Below are 20166 nucleotides of genomic sequence, written 5' to 3'. Positions count from 1 at the left end.
CCAATTTTCAGGAAACGATTTAGCGACCTAAGAAATGTCCAACCGCTTAATCCAATTGCTTAATGTCTGGTAGTTTTCAATGCCGAGTAATTTGGCGGCAAGCTTCTTTTTTCCCTGCGCAGCATCCAGCGCGCGAAGTATGTAATGCTTTGATAATTCATCAATAAGCCCTTGCAAATCAATACCTTGAGAAACATCACGATTCATTATGCCGGCGCTATCTGAAGCACGTTCAGGCATGTGAAAAAGCGCCTGGCGCATGTCTTCGGCGGTAATCTCATTGCCCTGACACCACAATGCTGCACGTAACAGCGTGGATTGCAGTTCTCTGACGTTACCCCGCCAAGGGTGCGAAATAATAATATTTAATGCATCTGGGGAAATTTTCTTATCTTTCAGGCTGTCGTCTTCTTCAGCCAACATGCTCAACAGCCGATTTGCCAGCAGAGTAAGATCGCCCTTGCGTTCTCGGATGGGTGGCAGATGAAGAACGCCAACCGCAATGCGATAGAAAAGGTCTTCCCGAAAGCTGCCTTCGGCGACTTTCTCCATCAGGTTTCTGTGTGTTGCCGTGATCAGACGGACGTCAACTTTCTGTTCTTTGCTAGCGCCAACCGGAGTGAATGTGCCGTCCTGTAATACCCGCAACAAACGCACCTGAACTGAGGGCTCAAGCTCGCCAAATTCATCCAGAAACAGAGTTCCGCCATCAGCCTGTTCAAATACTCCAGATTTGTCTGACATTGCACCGGTAAAGGCGCCCTTCTTGTGGCCAAACAAAACGGAATCGACCAGCTCTGCCGGTATGGCACCGCAATTCAGCGAGATAAATGGTTTGTTCGCCCGTTTACTGGCGTTGTGAATCGCACGGGAAAACAACTCCTTGCCCGTACCGGTTTCGCCATAAATCAGCACAGGAACTTCGCGCTCGGCAAGAATCTGAGCCTTCTGTTTGAGCATCAGCATTCCCGGATTCAGGGTGACGATATTGGCAAATGCTGCATTGATAGGGGCACTGATGTCGGACAGCGAGCTGATTTTATGGCTGTCGATAAGCCGCGCAGCCGGCAGATACTCCATTGACAGCTGGAATGGGATATCAACCTCTTGTACGCCTTGCTGAAGCGATGACTGATAGAACCTGCAGGAATAACGGGTTTTACCCAGCAGAACCCAGACCGCCTGCATTGCGGGTGTACCCGGGCTTAACAGCAGCGAGAGATTACAATTTTCGGCACTGATGTCAGCAAGGAACTGATCGGCGGCCTGATAGACATCGTTGTAATCCACCGGAGAAGACAAGCTGACGGCATGCGCCCGAACCGAAACTGATACCCGCTGTTGCAACCAGAGGAGATAGGGTTTTACTTGTTCTTCTGAGTAGTTGTAGAGCAACTCGACGGCATCAAAAGCTTCGGCCTGCAAGGTCGCTGCGATGGGACCAAAGGTTTTCCCCTCAGTATTACTGCTGGCTGCATTCAGGTCGGTAGCACCAATCCAGCTCACCAGTGTATGTATCTTTGCCATACTCATCCATGATCCCCAACACGCCTGGGTGCAAACCCAAGCTTTCGTAAATTATTTTCCTTGCTTACACGAGCCTTTATTGCGAATAAAAATGCACAGAACAGACTATCGAGAGCAGATCATAGCGTAAGATGCTGATAAAACTAAAGATTAAAAACCAGTACAAAACAGGGTAAAACCCTTTGTCCTAAATGAAGCGGCCGGAGGAGCAAATTAAGAAAATACGCTGCTGGTCAAATACACCGCCTTGCGAAATCGCACATACAAAAAAGGCCAGTCATCGCTGACTGGCCTTTTTTGTAGAATTTTTGGTCGGGACGACAGGATTTGAACCTGCGACCCCTTGTCCCCCAGACAAGTGCGCTACCAGGCTGCGCTACGCCCCGACACAGACTCCAAGCCGACGGATTGAATCGCCTTGAGAGCGCCGCCAAGTATACTTAAGCCACTGAAAAATTAAACATTTTTTTAGATAAGGGGCCAGCAGAGAGGCTCAGGAGTAACGATCAGGATTGAGTAGTTCAGCCAGTTCTTTCAGTTCGATAATCATGTTTTTGACCAATGCCTGATCCATCGCCACGGCGTTGGATTCACCTTCTTCGGTCAAGCGCTGACGAGCACCGCCAATGGTGTAACCTTCGTGATAGAGCAAGGCACGGATTTCACGGACGAGGATCACGTCCTGACGCTGGTAGTAACGGCGGTTGCCACGACGTTTTACCGGGCTGAGTTGTGGAAATTCCTGTTCCCAGTAACGCAGAACATGAGGTTTCACGTCGCACAATTCGCTCACTTCACCGATGGTGAAATAGCGTTTGGCGGGAATGGGGGGAAGTTCGTTATTGTGGCTGGGTTCCAGCATACGCCTCCACCCGAACCTTGAGTTTTTGACCTGGTTTAAAGGTCACAACACGACGGGCAGAGATAGGAATTTCTTCACCCGTTTTCGGATTGCGACCCGGCCGTTGACGCTTATCACGCAGGTCAAAGTTGCCGAAACCCGACAACTTAACCTGCTCGTTGCGACTCAGACTATCGCGGATCTCATCAAAAAAGAGATCCACCATATCTTTCGCCTCGCGCTTGTTGAGACCAAGATCCTCGAACAGTTTTTCTGCCAGTTCTGCTTTGGTCAAAGCGGTCATGCTAACCCCTTAGCGTTGCTCCCAAGCTCTCTTCAAGATGAGCCAGTACTGATGAAACAGAATCGTTCACTTCTTCATCAGTTAATGTGCGCGAAGGATGCTGCCAGGTCAACCCCAAAGCAAGACTTTTTCTATCAGGATCAATGCCTTTGCCGACATACACATCAAACAGGTTGAGCTTTGTCAGGTAATCCCCTGCTTTCGCACGGATTGCCTGTAAAACCTGATCAACCTGCACATCCTGAGCAACCACCAGAGCCAGATCGCGGCGCATTTCCGGGAACTTCGACAGTTCGGAGAAATCCGGAATCGCAATCTCACGCACAGCCGCAAGATCCAGTTGCACCAGATACAGCGCCTGCTTCACGCCCAGAGGCTTCTGCAGGCTCGGATGCAGCGCACCCATTACGCCAACTTCCTGCCACCGACCGTCTGCGTCGGCTTTTTCGATGCGAGCAGTCTGGCCCGGATGCAGCGCCGGATGGCTTGCCGCAACAAAACGGTAGCGGCTCAGCTGACCAGTGCGCGCCAGCAGGGATTCGACATCGCCTTTGGCATCAAAGAAATCGACGCTGGCATCGGTATCAGCCCAGGACTGCGGCAGACGGTTACCCGTCAGAGCGAAAGCCAGCGTCGGAATCTGATCCAGCTGACCATCGGCCTGTGGCACAAAACGTAAACCGGTTTCAAACAGACGCACACGCGGCTGCTGACGTTTGAGGTTGTAGCTGACCGCCTGTACCAGACCGGCGAGCAGATCGGTACGCATCACTGACATTTCTGCCGAAATCGGGTTCAGCAGTGCAATCGGTGCATGTTCAGGGTCCATGGATTTCTGCAGCTGAGGTTCAACAAAGCTGTAGGTAATGGCTTCCTGATAACCGCGCGCCACCAGATGACGACGCAGATCGCCCATGCTCAGACGGTTTTCAGCGACGCGCGCCAGCGGCGAGGCTGCACTTGGCAGACGTACCGGCAAACGCTCGTAACCGTAGATACGGGCCAGTTCTTCGATCAGGTCAGATTCAATCGCCATATCGAAGCGGTAGCTTGGTGCAACCACATCCCAGCCATCATCGGTTGCCGTCAGCTGCATACCCAGACGGGTGAGGATGTCTTCAATCTCGCTATCGGCCAGCTTCAGACCCAGAATCAGCTCGGCACGGGCACGACGCAGGTGAATGGTCGGCGCTTTTGGCAGATGTGCTTCACTTGCCACTTCCACCACAGGACCTGGCTGACCACCACAGATATCCAGCAGCAATGCCGTTGCACGCTCCATGGCTTTGGCCGCCAGGTTGTAATCGACACCACGCTCAAAGCGGTGGGAAGAATCGGTATGCAGGCCATAGTTACGGGCACGACCGGCAATCGCCAGCGGTGCAAAGAACGCCGCTTCGAGCAGCAGATCCTGCGTATCGTCCGCCACACCGGAGTGCTCACCACCCATAATACCGGCAATAGCCAGCGGCTTGGCGTGGTCGGCAATCACCAGAGTGTCGGCGTTCAGTTCAACTTCCTGACCATCAAGCAGCGTCAGTTTTTCGCCCTGCCCGGCCATACGCACACGAATGCCACCATCAATCTGCTTCAGATCGAAAGCGTGCATCGGCTGACCCAGCTCCAGCATCACGTAGTTGGTAACATCGACCACCGGATCAATGGAGCGGATACCGCCACGACGCAGTTTTTCCACCATCCACAAAGGGGTAACGGCTTTTACGTTGACGCCTTTGACGATGCGGCCCAGATAACGCGGGCACTGCTCGGCTGCCGAGACTTCGATGGCAGCTTTGTCATCGATGGCAGGCGCTACAGCGTTAACGACCAGCTCAGTCAGATCGGCTTTGTTCAGTACGCCCACTTCACGCGCCAGACCAGCCATGCTCAGGCAGTCGGCGCGGTTCGGGGTCAGATCCACTTCGATGATGGCATCGTCGAGGTTCATATATTCGCGGAAATCGGCGCCAACCGGTGCGTCTTCCGGTAATTCCATCAGACCATCGGAGCTTTCGGCCATGCCCAGCTCGGCTTCGGCACACAACATGCCGAAGGATTCGACACCACGCAGTTTGGCTTTCTTAATTTTAAAGTCGCCGGGAAGCACCGCGCCGATTTTTGCCAGCGGGATTTTCAGGCCGGTACGGACGTTCGCAGCACCGCAGACAATCTGGAAGGTTTCATTGCCATCGGTCACCTGACACAGGCTGAGCTTGTCGGCATCCGGGTGTTGTTCACGGCTGACCACCTGGCCCACCACAACGCCGGAAAACATACCGGCAACGGCTTCTACGCCGTCGACTTCGAGGCCTGCCATCGTTACCTGGGCGGCCAGTTCTTCAGTGCTGACAGCCGGCTGCACCCATTCGCGTAACCATTGTTCGCTGAATTTCATGTTGTACTAAATCCTGTAATAAGCGATTAACGGAACTGCTGCAGGAAGCGCAGATCATTTTCGAAGAACAGACGCAGGTCGTTAACGCCGTAACGCAGCATCGCCATACGCTCCATTCCCATGCCAAAAGCAAAGCCGGTGTACTCTTCCGGATCAATGCCTACATGGCGGAATACCTCCGGGTGGACCATGCCGCAGCCGCCAATTTCCAGCCAGCGGGTTTTGGTGCCTTCCGGGGTTTCAATCACCCATTCAATGTCGATTTCGGCAGAGGGTTCGGTAAACGGGAAATACGACGGACGCAGGCGCACCTTGATGTCTTTCTCAAAGAAGGCGGCCATAAATTCCTGCAGAATGCCTTTCAGGTCGGCGAAGCTGACGCCCTTATCAACCAGTAACCCTTCCATCTGGTGGAACATAGGGGAATGGGTCTGATCGTAATCGCAGCGGTAAACACGGCCCGGGCAAATAATACGCAGCGGTGGTTGCTGGGCTTCCATGGTGCGCACCTGTACCGGCGAGGTATGCGTTCGCAGCAGGCGTCCGGCGTCAAAATAAAAGGTGTCGTGCATAGCACGCGCCGGATGGTGCGACGGAATATTCAGCGCTTCGAAGTTATGGAATTCGTCTTCGATTTCCGGGCCTTCCATTACCTGGAAGCCAGCACCAGCAAAAAAGGATTCGATACGCTCAATGGTGCGGGTAACAGGATGCAGACTGCCTTCCTGCATGGCCCGGCCCGGCAGAGTAATGTCGATGGTTTCAGCGGCCAGTTTGGCATTCAGAGCGGCGCTTTCCAGCAGCTGCTTGCGCTGGCTGATTGCATTTTCAACCTGGTCTTTGGCTTCGTTAATGATCGCGCCCATTTTCGGACGATCTTCCGGCGCCACGCTGCCAAGGTTTTTCATCAGGGAAGTAATTTCCCCTTTTTTGCCCAGAAATTGAACCCGTACCTGATCCAGCGCCGCTACATCTTGCGCTTCACTTACGGCGGCCAGGGCTTGCTGTGTCAGGGCCTCAAGGTTTTCCATCGTTGCTATCCATCAATTGACGTCAGATTGACAAAAAAATAGGGGAATCACCTAGATTACCTAAGCTCATCCCCTATTTCGCAGGCGTTGGCCAGAGTTTACACGCTGACCATTACCGTTTTCCGGCTAAGCGGTGAAATTACAGGCTGGACTTGGCTTTTTCAACCAGAGCCGCAAACGCTGCTTTTTCGTTAACCGCCAGATCAGCCAGTACCTTACGGTCAATTTCAACAGCAGCTTTTTTCAGGCCGTTGATGAACTTGCTGTAAGACAAACCGTTGATGCGTGCACCGGCGTTAATACGCGCGATCCACAGCTGACGGAACTGACGCTTACGCTGACGACGGTCGCGGTAAGCATACTGACCAGCTTTGATCACAGCTTGTTTAGCTACACGGAATACACGGCTGCGAGCACCGTAGTAACCTTTAGCCTGCTTCAGAATTTTTTTGTGACGACGACGAGCGATCACACCACGTTTAACACGAGCCATAGTTTATCTCCTGAATACCGATTAAAGATTAGGCAGCATGCGCGCTACCAGCTTAACGTCAGAGGCGTGAACCTGAGACATACCGCGCAGATGACGCTTACGCTTGGTGCTCTTTTTGGTCAGGATGTGGCTACGGAACGCACAACGGTGTTTGAAGCCGTTCGCGGTCTTCTTGAAGCGCTTGGCTGCGCCGCTCTTAGTTTTGATTTTAGGCATTTTGTTACTCCAAAAGGTTATGGTGCATACAGAAACTAAGACCCTGTATAACACCTGCCATAACGAGCAGTCGGTAGAACGCATAAACCCGGCATTAAGCCGGGGTTATGTGATTCATTTAGGAACCAGACTACTTCTTCTTACCTGGGGCGATGACCATCACCATTTGACGGCCTTCCATTTTCGGGTGTTGTTCCACAGTGCCGATTTCCCGAAGGTCCTCTTCAATGCGTTTCATCAACTCCATCCCGATATGCTGGTGAGCCATCTCACGGCCGCGGAAGCGCAGAGACACTTTCGCTTTATCACCACCCTCTAGGAAACGTGTCAGATTACGTAATTTAATCTGATAATCGCCTTCTTCAGTACCCGGACGGAATTTCATTTCCTTAATCTGGATCTGGTGCTGGCGTTTTTTGGCTTCGGCTTTTTGCTTTTTCTCTTCGTAAAGCTTCTTACCGAAATCCATCACCTTACATACGATCGGATCGCCATCTGAAATCTGTACCAGATCCAAGGCTGATTCTCCCGCCATACGCAAAGCGTCTTCAATACTGACGATACCAACCTGGCTTCCATCGGCGCCGATCAAACGTACCTCGGTTGCACGAATTTGATCGTTAATGGCAGCTCGATTGTCTTGACGGCCGCCCTTTCTGTTATCGCGTCTGATGATCAGTTCTCCATTCCAAACCGTCCGCGCTGTGCAATGCCACCTTCAAGTATTTCAATGAAGGCGTCGATACTCATAACACCCAGGTCTTCACCTTTACGGGTACGCACAGCGACGGTGTTTGCTTCTACTTCTTTATCCCCTACAACCAACAGGTAGGGTACCTTGTGCAAAGTGTGCTCACGGATTTTAAAGCCGATCTTCTCGTTTCTCAAGTCCGCAACAGCCCGGAAGCCTTTTGATTTCAGGTTTTGGGCCAGATTCTGACAATATTCACCCTGATTATCGGTGATATTGAGTACCGACACTTGCTGCGGTGCCAGCCATGGCGGCATCGCACCTGCATAGTGCTCGATAAGAATACCAATAAAACGCTCGAACGACCCAAGAATCGCACGATGCAGCATGACCGGAGTCTTGCGCTCGCCGTCTTCATCCACATATTGGGCGCCTAAACGCTCTGGCAGCATAAAATCGAGCTGCACAGTACCACACTGCCAGACGCGATTTAAGCAATCACGCAGAGAGAATTCGATTTTAGGGCCGTAGAAGGCGCCTTCACCCGGCTGCAGCTCCCATTCCAGACCGGCGTCATTCAGTGCGTCTTCCAGTGCGGCTTCCGCCTGGTCCCACAAAGAATCATCACCGATACGGCCTTCCGGACGGGTCGACAGCTTCATTTCGACCGCATCAAAACCAAAGTCTTTGTACACACCCAGCGTCAGCTTAATAAAGTCTGATGCTTCCTGACGGATCTGCTTTTCCGACACAAAAATGTGCGCATCGTCCTGGGTAAAGCCACGCACACGCATAATGCCGTGCAGAGCACCGGACGGCTCGTTACGGTGACAGGAACCAAATTCCGCCAGACGCAGCGGCAGGTCACGGTAGCTCTTCAGACCCTGATTGAACACCTGGATATGACACGGGCAGTTCATCGGCTTCACCGCGTAGGTACGCTTCTCAGACTCCGTGGTGAACATGGCATCGCCATAGTGTTCCCAGTGGCCGGATTTTTCCCACAATGAGCGGTCAACAACCTGTGGCGTTTTGATTTCCTGATAACCGGCATCCTGCTGCACTTTGCGCATGTACTGTTCCAGTACCTGCCACATGGTCCAGCCATTCGGATGCCAGAACACCATACCCGGCGCTTCTTCCTGCAGATGGAACAGGTCCAGCTGCTTAGCCAGTTTACGGTGATCGCGTTTTTCCGCTTCTTCGATGCGGGTAATGTAGGCTTTCAGCTCTTTTTTGTCGTTCCAGGCGGTGCCATAAATGCGCTGCAGCTGTTTGTTCTGCGAATCGCCGCGCCAGTAAGCGCCGGATACACGCATCAGTTTGAAGACGCGCATCACACGTGTATTCGGCACGTGCGGGCCGCGACACATGTCGGTGTATTCTTCGTGATGGTAAAGGCCAACGGCCTCTTCGCCTTTCTGAATCAGGTCGTCGATCAGCTCAACTTTATAGTCTTCGCCACGGTCAACAAACACGCGACGCGCTTCTTTAATCGGCGTCATTTTTTTAATAACGTCGTAATCTTTTTTGATCAGCTCGCCAACACGTTTTTCGATGGCGGTTACATCTTCCGGTGTAAAAGGACGCTCAAACTCGATGTCGTAATAAAAACCGTTGTCGATAACAGGACCGATAGCCATTTTGGCGGTTGGGTACAGCTGTTTCACCGCGTGCCCGACCAGGTGCGCAAAGGAGTGACGAATCACTTCCAGACCTTCGTCATCGCGACCGGTAATCAACGTGACATTGGCGTCTTCGGTGATCAGTTCACAGGCATCCACCAGCTGGCCATTAATACGGCCACACACGGTCGCTTTTGCCAGACCGGGGCCAATATCTTCGGCCACCTGCATCAGCGTAACCGGCTGTGCGAATTCACGTTTGGAACCATCAGGAAGGGTAATAACAGGCATATCTGATCCTTGTCAGTGGTGGCCCCCACGACAGGCCACATGAATTTAAAAGAGGACGTACTCTACAGACCACGCCGGGCGCTGTAAACTGCGGGGGTTTTATTCGGCCCCATGATCAGTATCCAGCTGACGTCCGAGCGAACTATTGGCGCAACCACTGACGTGGCGATTGACCGGTCTCACGCTTAAAGGCGCGGCTGAACGCGCTCTGTTCCGAGTACCCCAACAGTAACGCAATTTCACTGTGGGTCAGCCTTCCTTCACTCAGATACTCTTTCGCCAACTGCATCCGCGTTTGCGCCAGCACCTCTTTAAACGCCAGCTGATGATCTTCCAGACGGCGGAATAATGTACGCTCAGACAGATGCAATAAACGGGCAACGCAGCGCGAAGTGGGTTCGCCGTTCTGCAGCACTTTTAACAGTGCGGTACGCAAACTTTGTACAAAACCTTCGCTCTGCGGCAACACATCCATCAAGGCCTGGGCCTGCTGTTCCAATAGCTGCTTCAGGCCCGCGTTGTGATTATTGACCGGCAAGGCCAAATACTCAGGCCTGATCAGAATGGCAGTTTGCGCCTGCTGAAACAGCACCTCACAGCCCAGTGCCTGACGATAGGGCTCGGCATCGGCCGGCTCCGCAAAGGAAAACTGCACCGCCTGCGGGCTTAAATCGGCTCGCGCTGTCATCTGACGGATAAAGGTCAGCATGCCCACTACCAGCACTTCATCCGACAATTGCGATGATGGACCGTAATCTACCGTCCAACTCAGACGCAGACAGCCATCCTGCAAACTGGCGGTTGCCCGATCACCGTCGTGCAGCAGCCGCTGATAACGCTGAAACCCCTGCAAAGCATCGGCCACGGTTTCACTCGACAGCAACAGGTAGCCCAACACGCCGACAAACTCCGGGCGCACCAACTGCCCCAGCTCCAGACCGATATGGCGCTGCGGATAACGCTGCTGCAAACGGTCGAGCAACTCCCACCATTGGCTGAAGCTGATGCGACTGTCTGCAGCAAACCCCTGCAGATAAGCATACAAATCACAGCGGGTATCTCCTTCGCGCAGCAGAAAATCACGCGCCAGCCCTGCCAGATCACCACTGACCTGCAATTGCGCCAGCATAGTCATCGTTATCTCTCCGCCAGTTCCCGATGCAGCCAGACCACCCAGGCGCAACCTATAAGTGGCAGAGATTGTCAAAATAAAGACAGTAAATGTCAATTCCGAACAACGCTGGCAGCGTAAAGTAGAGGCTCACAACAATAATAAGGAGCACTGCATGCAAGATGTTCTGCACGCCCTGTTTTTCGTCGTCGCTTTTGGCGCTTTGTTTCTGGGGGTCATGCTGGCCGAATACGGGTACACCCGCCACCAGGGGAAAACCGGTGTTTATCATCTGCGCGAAACCGTGGCGAACCTGACAACGGGTTTCTCTTACAAGGTGGTCGATGGCATTGCCATCGCGCTGTTTATTCAGGCGTTCTATTTATGGGTGTACGACTACGGCCTGCAGTGGAACCCGGAGCTGTCTGTTCTCAGCGTGCTGGCACTGATCGTTTTTATTGATTTTTGTTTCTACATTAATCATGTCCTGATGCATAAAGTGCGCTGGTTCTGGAATGTGCACGTCACTCATCATTCTTCTGAGCACATGAATTTTTCCACTGCACTGCGTCAGAACTTTACCTTTGCCCTGTCCGGCTCCTGGTTATTCTGGTGGATTCCGGCTGCCCTGCTGGGCTTTGATAAAAACTGGGTACTGCTCGCCATTGAAGGCAATCTGGTTTATCAGTTTTTTCTGCATACCGAACAGGTGCGCAAGCTCGGCTGGCTGGAAAAAGTTATGAATACGCCTTCGCACCACCGCGTGCATCACGGCAGCAACCCGAAACAGATTGATACCAATTTTGGTGGCATTTTTATTATCTGGGATAAATTATTCGGCACGTTCCGCTCAGAAGAGGATGCTGGCGAGATTAAATACGGCGTCACCCGTATGCCTGCCAAACCTTACAATCCCTTTTATTTACAGGTACACGATTGGGTCGACATGTTTAAGGACGTGTGGCGCTACAAGGATTTAAGAATTCTCTACAAACATCCGGACTGGGCACAGCAGCACTACGGCACACAGGCTGACACTGATAACCGATAGGTCTTAAAAATGACACCTGCAGGACTGCCATTGATGCCCTGCAGGCTGTTATCCCATTCATCAGTGAACATTCTCAGAACTCCCGTCAGAGACAACTAAGCAGAGTTCCCCCAGAGCTATCACCTCCTCCCAGGAGCGATCATTGCCGCAGCCGTCAGAGCAGTCTAAGCTCAGCAGAATACCGACTCACATTTCTGATATGACTAAAATCCCTGACATCATCGCAAGCTCAGCCCAGAATGCGGCCGAAAATACAGCCCAGGTTGCCGCTGTCGTCACCGTTCTGAACAGCCTGGACGCGATGATTTATGTCGCCGATATGAAAACCTACGAGCTGCTGTTTATTAACGATTACGCCCGTAAAAAATGGGGCGAACCAGGCAATAAACGCTGCTGGGAATACCTGCAGACAAATCAGAGTGGCCCTTGCGCATTCTGCACCAACGATAAACTGCTGGATGAAAACCAGCAGGCCAACGGCGTTTATGTGTGGGAATTTCAGAACACCCAGAATGGACACTGGTATCAATGCCGCGACGAAGCCATACGCTGGATCAACGGCGACCTGGTACGCATCGAAATTGCGACCGACATCACCGATCGCAAAAGCATGGAACAGGAATTGGAAGCGGCCCGCCGGGAGGCCGAGTATTTAGCCGGGACGGATCCTCTGACCGATCTGAATAATCGCCGCGTTTTTTTTAATCTTGGAGAACAAGTATTAAAAGAAGCTCTGCGCTTTAACTGCCCGACATCCATCATTATGTTCGATCTGGATCACTTTAAGCTCATCAATGATACCTGGGGTCATAACGTTGGCGATGCGGTACTGAAGCGAGTGGCCGATATTGCTGCCGCAACCGTCCGCACTGCCGATATACTGGCACGCATCGGCGGCGAAGAGTTTGCAATACTGTTACCGCAGACTGATCTGCCACAGGCGCGCACACTCGCCGAGCGCATCCGGAAGGCAATCGCGGCCGACGTTTTGTTAATCAATAATGCGCCAATTGGGGTTGAGGCCAGCTTTGGCATCAGCAGCTGCGAAGAGTGTGGCGAACTCACCCTGACAGATTTGCTCAATATTGCTGACCAACAGCTCTACCTTTCCAAAAAACACGGCCGCAACAGAACATCCGCACACCAGGTCAATCCATAACGCCAACAGACACACACTATAAGACCGGCCTGGCACATACGTCATCATTACACCGGTCGCAGTAGCCACCACTCACTCTGTGCCAATACGGCCCTGCCCGATACCGCCGCGACACTGCGCATCCGCTTCCCACCACCCAATGAGCTTATGCCAAACGCAGGTATTTGTTTTTCAAGCACTTATCAGGTGGGGATTGGCCGCCCAATGCAGAAAAAAGCACTTGCACCGGCGAAAAGGCATCGTTAATATACGCGCCACTTCAGGACTATAGCTCAGTTGGTTAGAGCGCTACCTTGACATGGTAGAGGTCGCCAGTTCGAATCTGGCTAGTCCTACCAGAATTACCTTACAAATCAGTCGCCTATAAGCGGCTGTTTTTGTTTCTGGGGTCTGGTATCAAAATAGTATCAATAGACTATCAATATCCAGTACTTCCCTACCCTCTAAAACACCAATTCAGCAGCACATTCTGTCCATTGCTGATGTCTGTCCGTGTAGTCGTCTGTCATCTTCTGAGTTGTGTGACCCATGAGCAGATTCACATACTCTTTGCTGAATCCCTGCCTTAAATAGAGAGCACCACCCAAAGCCCGTATCTCATGAAATGTCGGACGTTCTTCTGGTTCCATTTCTTTAAAGACTGATATCTGATCACGCACTTTCTGAAATGTTTTCCCGAGGTAATCCCCCTGAATCTGACCATGATGCTCCTGACCATCAAACGGAATGCGTCTGGCCGGTAGCCGGTGGACAATAAATGGACAGTTCAGAGGTTTGATTTGCTGTGATCGTTCAATGATACCGGCAAGACTTTCCCCTATGTGTATTTTCAGAAAGGCACGATGGCCATGCTGTTCGGTTTTTGCCTGAATGATTTTTAATCTATAGCCTTCAATATCGTCATACCTGGCAAGCACAAGATCACCGCGGCGCTGAAGTGTCACCAGAGCCAATGCCATGGCAACCTGTAGCCATTCTGGCGCGCCTTGATAAATCAGGTCATACCATTCTTTGCTAAGCGGCCGTCTGCGCTTCTTCTCTGTGAGTCGCGGAGCAGTCATTGTGTTAAGCCCTACATTCAACCGCATCAACCCCTTTGATACTGCAAATGTGCAGACTTTAATCAGCGTTCCCCGATGCTTTGTATAGGCATTGCCTTTGAACCCATCCAACCACTCAGCACAGGCTTTAACGGTCAGGTCATCAGCGAAGTAATGCCCAAGGTCTTTGCTTAGTGCATTGAGCCGGTAGTTTTCCAGCTTAACGGTTGCCGGTTTCAGTGACTCCAGCGGTTGACGTTCTTCCTGATAACGTCGAATGCAGTTAGCGAATGACTCATGACTGCTGTCCAATACAGCCCGAACCAGATCAGAGGGTTTCATCAGAATGTGATTGAGCTTTTTAGCTGCTGCAATCGCCTTGATCTTGTCTGACCCCATGCCATGCATTTTCCCGGTTTGCGGGTGCCGATACCGGAAATACTGGTTGTCCCTTCCGTAACGGTACAGGTTTTCGGGTAGATCGCTGTTTGCCTTGGTTCTCTGTCTCGCCACTGGTTACGCCTGCAGTACCGCATCTACCAGAGAATCGCCGGTAGTGTTCTGTTCTTCACTGATGATCACAAACCACATACCGCCGATACGCTTGGCGGGTAGATCACCATTTTTGATCCAACGATGAACCGTTGATGTGCTGGGAGGCTTACCAACGAAACGCTTTTCCCGCCATTCAGACAGGGACATGAGTTGAGTGTTTAACCCCATGGAATCCTCCTAAAACGGGACTGCATTAATAGATTGATTGGTACCTACCCCATTCATCCGGTGGAAAATGAGTTTTTCTTCTACGAATTCCATAAGCATGGATTCAAGCTCTGATGAGTTGCCATAGAGAAGCAGGCCGAAATATTGGGCGACATCACTATCAAGCCCGGCGCTCAGGATGTGTTTGACACAGACTTCCGGTTTAAGGCCCTTTCGGGCCGCCAGCTTTAAATAGTTACCGATGAACATGGCAACGTTCCGCTTACTGGTGTCTGTCTGGGCAATTTTCTGAGCGCGGGAATACACAAAGTCTGGATGAATGTCCTGCCACTGTATGTCTTCAATCAGCTTCTGCCAGATGGGATGCATGTATGTGGTGGAATGCTGGAGACGGAAGTTATTGAGGGCATACAGCCAAAGACCACGCAGATGCTTTGTGAGGTCTCGTGGTTCACGAATACAAATATATTCGCCGGTTTTCAGAAGGTTGCCGTTCTCAAACTCTTTGATGATTCTGTGAGAGAACCGGAATTCTACCCGGTGAACCTGATCTCCCCGTTTGTATTCGGTGTCTTCTGGATTCTCTGCACTGGGGGTTCTCTTCCAGATATCCTCCCAGAAGTCGATTTTGTCTGAATGATTGGCTTCTTCTGTTTTGTCGTAACAGCAGAATTGCAGACCTGATGCACTACCAAACATGTATGTTTGATTCTGACCGTAAATAAAGGCTGCCCCACGCGCGTCATAAGCAGCATTGGAAATACCCGTAACCTTGAGTTGTCGCTGTGCGCGCGTAACAAGCCGTTGCTCGAAGTCTTCAGGCAGTTCAAGCCCTTTCATATCTAAAGCCATGTGAACAGCAACCCCGGAGGCAATCAGGGAGTCAGCGAACAATGAGCCGACCGTGTGCAATTCTTTGGTGAGTCGGTTAAGGCCGTATCGTTCGACAGATTCGGGGGTGACTTCGATTTTGAGGTGTGGACCTTGTTTGTCTGCTTCGTGATAGAAGCTTTTTAACAGTACAACGAAGCCAATTTCTAAGTTTTTCAGCAGGTACTGATAACCGGAGGTTTTACCAGCACGAGAAAAGCGCCATGCATGCTCACCGAATACAATCAGGTCTGTTTTCTTGTTGTCGTAATGGTTAGCCAGTTTCTCAAGCACATCTTCACGAGGCACACAGTCAAAAAGCTGTTTGATGGTATCCACACCACAATGCAAAAAACGAAGACCGGACAGGTCATAAGATACGGTTGAATTTTGGTTCTCAAAAACATCACCGATTCGTTTCATTGGTTTTGATTCATAACGCATGGAAAAATCCTTTTATGAAGCATGTGGGAGGATTTACCCCCCTTTTAATATAAGTGTTACAGGAGCTTATGGGCGTAGCCAAATGGCTAGCGCCCGGCTGAATCTAGTACGCTGTTCGCTGCGTCGATCAGCCGGGCGCGCAGAATTGATTTACGTACATAAGTTAGTCCCGTGGACAAACACGCAAGCGGTTTGACCCACAGGATCAGGACTCACGTCCTACGAACTTCGTTCTACCTCTTGCGGACAAGCCGCCCCTACTACTAACAATCTTTCAATCAGACTTTTCTTTTTAAACATTCATACAACCAACAGAACTTCCAAAACCGGTTAATCAGGAATGAGCTATCCGCCTGGCAGCACTTGGGCAATAACAGGCTCAGGGGCTTGTTCTATGGGCTCTGGTGAGCACAGTGCAAAATAGGTAATTCGCGGTGATGCAATACGGACGAGACAGCGGGATAGCTTTTGAACCTCATACCCTGCTGCTTTGAAATCATCTGAGGTCAGGCTGATATAGTCGTCGTCTGACACGAGGCTGAAGTGGTGCAGATTAAACGTGCCGGTGTAGTAGATTTTTCGTCCCTGTACAATATCAATGGTTTCTGTTTTTAAACCACTAACAGTCTCAGGATCAGACGCATGGCCCCGGCCATCAGGTACATGATCAGGAGCATCAACAAAATGCGGAATATTCTGCGGAGCAAGTACAGGCTCACTGTCCGAATAATGTTCCACGACTTTGACCAGATTGTAGAAAAACCAGACAACAACACATGCAATAAATCCGAGCAGTACTCGTAACTTTGGATCAGCAAAAATACTTTTATTTTCGCTAGACCCTTTAGCTTGCCCTGTTGCTGTTGATTGGTAGCACTCGAAGACTCTGGGGTCTGCCTTTCTACGGACTGGGGTTCCGATATAGTGACTAACGGATTTTCCGCTGGTTTCTGCATCATGTTTGAATTCCCGCCATGAGTTTTTCCACCACGGCACGACGCCGGACATTTCACGATGACGGTATGCGTATTCGGCAACCGCCCGTACTTCTTTGTGTATTTTCCCGATATTGGTGGTGCTGATATAAATATCCCAGTTCATGTGCCGGTGCTGGTCGAAGGCATTTTCAACGGTACTGGGACGCTGAACACCACTGTCTAAGGTTTCTTTTTCGGAGTCTGGCGTATCGAATACGGACAGTGTTTTTAAACGTGTTGGGTAAACCCGCTGGCCTTCATCCATCACGATCAGCGCACCCGGTGGTGCCCACTGAAAGAACTTAGCCATGTACTCAAAGCCTTCATCGCTGTCATGTTTGATTGCGATCAGGCGAGCTTCTGCCGGCACATCAATGGCCATTGCTGACTTGATACGTTCGATATCATCCAGACCACGGATATTGGTGCAGACAGTCCGCCCCTGCTGCAATGCAGGAATGACGACGTTCTGCACAATGGAAAAGCTTTTATATGATCCCGGTGGACCATGATGAATAACGGCAGTCATTACATGATCCCCAGAACCAGACGTGCAGCATGGGCTGACAGCACAATATTTAAGGCTTCAAGCACATTGAGGTAATCAAGAAATGCGTACACCTGCTGACTAAGGCCAGACATGGTGCTTTTTATCTGATTAACGATACCCAGCTGCTGCACCAGATGGACTGCAATGTCATAGCTAAAAGCAACTGCAAACAGCTTGATTTCCAACCACCAGAGAATCAGCCAGGCAGCGACCCGTTCAAACACGGTATCTATCCACGTATAAGATTCGGTGGTGAACAGCGAGTCATACATAGACAAGGTTTCAACAGCTGATCCTGAATCAGCAGCCCAGCCAGAAACCGGAATAGCCAATAATAAAAACAGTGGAATATAGCGAATCATTTACGCATCCCCCCTAACAGAATGAATGCTGCATAAACAGAAGCCATGAATAGAATTAATGCAGGTAAGAAATCTAGGAACGGCTGAAAGCGTATGGTGCCGAATTCAATATCAACACCGAATATGTTCAGTTTATTGCTACCAAACGGGCTGCCTGAGCTGTTGTTGTTCAGCTTCAGTAAGTCTGAAAAACGATCCTGATACTCTTCCAGCTTGTCGAAATATTCGCCTTTTTTAGCGGCAACTTTTTCTTTAAGACTTGAGAAGTTATCGATACCCAGAGGGTCACCCGTTGGGTTATCGCCACCGGTACCGCCGCCACCTGTACCCGGATCGGTAGGATCGGTGGTGCCGCCGCCATCACCACCGGTATCGCCGCCACCAGAATCGCCGCCATCACCCGTTCCGGGCCCTGTTGGGTCTGTTGGATCAGTAGAGGGAGGCTGGCAAAGCAGAGAGCAAGTAGCAGCATCCTGAACAATGACTTTATAGCCCTGTTCAGTTGGGCACTGAAAATTCTGAACAGCAGACTCGCAGTTATCCGGAACACCGTCATTATTTGAATCCCCAGGCTGTGAGCCATCGCCGGGTTCTGAGCCGTCGCCCGGTTCTGTGCCATCGCCCGGTTCTGTGCCGTCGCCCGGTTCTGTGCCATCACCAGGCTCTGTGCCGTTACCGCCGAGATTGCGGCAAGCAGTAAACATAACTTCAACGGCACCGCCGGAAGTAGGAGAGTAGTCGTAACAGTTTTTAGATTCATCATTAGACGTTGACGGATCATCTGTAGAAGACTGGCAAATGCCGTTAGGATTTTGAGCTAAATAATTTAAACAAGAGTTTTCAGCATGGGTATTGGGGTCGCCGTATGGACCATCACAACTATGAATATCAGCAGGACCTGGCATCCCCTGGAAATCACGACCGGAGCCCTCACAATAACTTGAACAGGACTTAGAAGACTCAACAAGAAAGATTTCACCAGATGGACTAGTACATTCTTTCTGCTGGACACCATCACAATAACCAGTGCCCTGCAGAGCACCGTCGGGATAACAGCCGCCCTCATGAGTATCATCGTTAGGAATAGAGGCACAATCCTGGGATGCAACGACGAAAGGGCAAAAACGCTGATCACCGTTCGGAAATGTCGCATAAAGCTTACATTCAGATGCACCAGTAGGAACATCATATGATTCACAATTAGCAGTATCTGAATTATAGCCACACCAGTAAGAAGTTACTGCAAAAATACCGTTTCTATAACCGTACGGACAGGATTCATCTATAGATGAAAATGAATAAGCAGAATAAAAAGCGAGCAATAAAATCAGGTATTTCATATCAACGACCCGGAATATTAGCCAAAGAAAAGGCCGGATAACCGGCCCTTAACGACGCCCAGTCGCTTAACTGATCCTGCCCGTGTAGTACCCGAATACAAACGAGCTGTGCACGGCTAAACAGAGCAGGACAGTTACCAGCATGATTACGAACGACGCAACATGCCAAGGATGAAGCCAACAGCCACACCGATGGCTGCAATACCGACAATACCGGTCACTGCCAACTGGTAGTTGCTCTCACCAGTGGCAAAAGCCTCAGTGATGTCCGTTGCGGTATCCGCGAATGCAGCAGAACTGGCAACAGTACCGGTGATTACGAACGCAGCACGGCGAGCGGATGCGTTCAGGCGTTGAGTGATTTTTTTCATAAGGTTTCCCCTGATTTAATGGTTTGCACTAGGTGCGGTTTAAAGTTTTCACAATGAGGCCGGTAACATGAGCACCGATAAACGAGAGCAACAGACCACCGGTAATCATTGCGAACAGCGCCGGATCAAAACGCAGCAGGTCAACCAGCTGGTTAAAATCCGACATCTGTACTAGCGATTCATAATCAGCCATCTGCCACGACGTGCACTGAACATAGCCAGAGCCGTCAATTACTGGCTGATCACAAATCAGGATTTTCATTTACGCTGTCTTCTTCGGGGCTGAAGCCGGTGAAGACGCATCCGGCAGCACCTTCATCGCAAACTCTGTCATGGTTCCGGATTTGATTTTTTGCCGAACTGAAAGCCGGACATTGATTGGATACGCTGCCCGTGGGTCGAGTGCATCGCAGACATGAGGGTCACAAGACATACGGGTGATCTGATAACCGCCCATGCCTTCAGCATGATCAGTTTCGTCTGTTTGAAAGCCCACGTAGATAGAGGCATACACAACCCCATCTACAATGGTTTTCTTAAAGCCAAAAACGGTACGTTCGCTAATTGTTGCCATGATAATTTCCTATGTGTTTCCTGCTCTGATGAACTGACCCCGCGCAGGATTAACGGGATCAGGAAAACAATTACTTGACCGACAAGATATGAGGTACAGATTCGCCACGCTTAGAGCGGTTAACAGCTATGACGGTTACTAATTTTGGGTAGTCAGAAATATCTGCCGGGAGCGAATTCA

At 50.8% G+C, this 20166-nt stretch carries 21 protein-coding genes and 2 tRNA genes; 3 read left to right on the top strand and 20 right to left on the bottom strand.

Going from position 1 to position 20166, the window contains the following annotated elements:
• Positions 1–27: 27 nt before the first annotated feature.
• The 11 genes from NYR02_RS06280 to NYR02_RS06230 form a co-directional block, all read right to left on the bottom strand.
• Complete coding sequence (locus NYR02_RS06280) at positions 28–1506, bottom strand: sigma-54 interaction domain-containing protein (RefSeq protein ID WP_260975516.1); 1479 nt, start codon at positions 1504–1506, stop codon at positions 28–30.
• 330 nt (positions 1507–1836) lie between these two features.
• A tRNA-Pro gene (locus NYR02_RS06275) sits at positions 1837–1913 on the bottom strand.
• Positions 1914–2020: 107 nt separating this feature from the next.
• Positions 2021–2389: a MerR family transcriptional regulator gene (locus NYR02_RS06270; protein WP_260975515.1), complete on the bottom strand. Its 369-nt coding sequence runs from the start codon at positions 2387–2389 to the stop codon at positions 2021–2023.
• A complete protein-coding gene (gene ihfA, locus NYR02_RS06265) occupies positions 2367–2672 on the bottom strand; it encodes an integration host factor subunit alpha (RefSeq protein WP_015487305.1) in 306 nt (101 codons plus the stop codon). The genes NYR02_RS06270 and ihfA overlap by 23 nt, the downstream gene beginning before the upstream one ends.
• Position 2673: 1 nt before the next feature.
• Complete coding sequence (gene pheT, locus NYR02_RS06260) at positions 2674–5067, bottom strand: phenylalanine--tRNA ligase subunit beta (RefSeq protein WP_260975514.1); 2394 nt, start codon at positions 5065–5067, stop codon at positions 2674–2676.
• Between the two features lie 26 nt (positions 5068–5093).
• Positions 5094–6098 (bottom strand): phenylalanine--tRNA ligase subunit alpha, encoded by a 1005-nt coding sequence (gene pheS, locus NYR02_RS06255; protein ID WP_260975513.1) that lies wholly within the window; start codon positions 6096–6098, stop codon positions 5094–5096.
• Positions 6099–6237: 139 nt separating this feature from the next.
• Positions 6238–6591, bottom strand: coding sequence for a 50S ribosomal protein L20 (gene rplT / locus NYR02_RS06250; protein WP_230331460.1), 354 nt, complete (start codon positions 6589–6591; stop codon positions 6238–6240).
• Between the two features lie 21 nt (positions 6592–6612).
• Positions 6613–6807, bottom strand: coding sequence for a 50S ribosomal protein L35 (rpmI, locus tag NYR02_RS06245; RefSeq protein WP_145470287.1), 195 nt, complete (start codon positions 6805–6807; stop codon positions 6613–6615).
• Positions 6808–6937: 130 nt separating this feature from the next.
• Positions 6938–7480, bottom strand: a complete 543-nt coding sequence (gene infC / locus NYR02_RS06240) for a translation initiation factor IF-3 (protein WP_420864298.1) — start codon at positions 7478–7480, stop codon at positions 6938–6940.
• 2 nt (positions 7481–7482) lie between these two features.
• Complete coding sequence (thrS, locus tag NYR02_RS06235; protein ID WP_260975512.1) at positions 7483–9414, bottom strand: threonine--tRNA ligase; 1932 nt, start codon at positions 9412–9414, stop codon at positions 7483–7485.
• Between the two features lie 142 nt (positions 9415–9556).
• Positions 9557–10549 (bottom strand): AraC family transcriptional regulator, encoded by a 993-nt coding sequence (locus NYR02_RS06230; protein WP_260975511.1) that lies wholly within the window; start codon positions 10547–10549, stop codon positions 9557–9559.
• Between the two features lie 151 nt (positions 10550–10700).
• Here NYR02_RS06230 and NYR02_RS06225 point away from each other — a divergent pair, with 151 nt between their 5' ends.
• The 3 genes from NYR02_RS06225 (at position 10701) to NYR02_RS06215 (ending at position 13073) form a co-directional block, all read left to right on the top strand.
• Positions 10701–11576, top strand: coding sequence for a sterol desaturase family protein (locus NYR02_RS06225; RefSeq protein ID WP_260975510.1), 876 nt, complete (start codon positions 10701–10703; stop codon positions 11574–11576).
• Between the two features lie 199 nt (positions 11577–11775).
• Positions 11776–12735 carry a sensor domain-containing diguanylate cyclase gene (locus tag NYR02_RS06220; RefSeq protein WP_260975509.1) on the top strand — a complete coding sequence of 320 codons (960 nt, stop codon included), beginning with the start codon at positions 11776–11778 and terminating at the stop codon, positions 12733–12735.
• 261 nt (positions 12736–12996) lie between these two features.
• Positions 12997–13073 (top strand) — tRNA-Val (locus NYR02_RS06215).
• A gap of 105 nt (positions 13074–13178) precedes the next feature.
• Here NYR02_RS06215 and NYR02_RS19510 read toward each other — a convergent pair.
• The 9 genes from NYR02_RS19510 to NYR02_RS06170 form a co-directional block, all read right to left on the bottom strand.
• On the bottom strand, positions 13179–14288 hold the full coding sequence (locus NYR02_RS19510) for a phage integrase Arm DNA-binding domain-containing protein (RefSeq protein ID WP_260975508.1): 1110 nt from the start codon (positions 14286–14288) through the stop codon (positions 13179–13181).
• 3 nt (positions 14289–14291) lie between these two features.
• Complete coding sequence (locus tag NYR02_RS06205) at positions 14292–14498, bottom strand: helix-turn-helix domain-containing protein (protein ID WP_225690765.1); 207 nt, start codon at positions 14496–14498, stop codon at positions 14292–14294.
• Positions 14499–14507: 9 nt separating this feature from the next.
• Positions 14508–15812 (bottom strand): hypothetical protein, encoded by a 1305-nt coding sequence (locus NYR02_RS06200; RefSeq protein WP_260975507.1) that lies wholly within the window; start codon positions 15810–15812, stop codon positions 14508–14510.
• 345 nt (positions 15813–16157) lie between these two features.
• The gene (locus tag NYR02_RS06195) at positions 16158–17318 is read right to left on the bottom strand and encodes a zonular occludens toxin family protein (protein ID WP_260975506.1); all 1161 of its coding nucleotides are present in this window, start codon (positions 17316–17318) and stop codon (positions 16158–16160) included.
• Entirely contained in the window at positions 17318–17701 is a 384-nt protein-coding gene (locus NYR02_RS06190; protein WP_260975505.1) for a DUF2523 family protein, read from the bottom strand. The genes NYR02_RS06195 and NYR02_RS06190 overlap by 1 nt, the downstream gene beginning before the upstream one ends.
• On the bottom strand, positions 17698–19041 hold the full coding sequence (locus NYR02_RS06185; RefSeq protein ID WP_260975504.1) for an ICP22 family protein: 1344 nt from the start codon (positions 19039–19041) through the stop codon (positions 17698–17700). Before NYR02_RS06185 ends, NYR02_RS06190 begins: the two co-directional genes overlap by 4 nt.
• Positions 19042–19187: 146 nt before the next feature.
• Complete coding sequence (locus tag NYR02_RS06180) at positions 19188–19412, bottom strand: hypothetical protein (protein ID WP_260975503.1); 225 nt, start codon at positions 19410–19412, stop codon at positions 19188–19190.
• Between the two features lie 28 nt (positions 19413–19440).
• Positions 19441–19674: a hypothetical protein gene (locus NYR02_RS06175; protein ID WP_260975502.1), complete on the bottom strand. Its 234-nt coding sequence runs from the start codon at positions 19672–19674 to the stop codon at positions 19441–19443.
• On the bottom strand, positions 19675–19986 hold the full coding sequence (locus NYR02_RS06170; RefSeq protein ID WP_260975501.1) for a hypothetical protein: 312 nt from the start codon (positions 19984–19986) through the stop codon (positions 19675–19677).
• Between the last annotated feature and the right edge of the window lie 180 nt (positions 19987–20166).

The sequence above is a fragment of the Thalassolituus pacificus genome (assembly GCF_025318105.1).
Taxonomy (GTDB): domain Bacteria; phylum Pseudomonadota; class Gammaproteobacteria; order Pseudomonadales; family Oceanobacteraceae; genus Venatoribacter; species Venatoribacter pacificus.
Note: the sequence above shows the minus strand (reverse complement) of the source record. Positions and strands in the feature narration are given on the sequence as shown.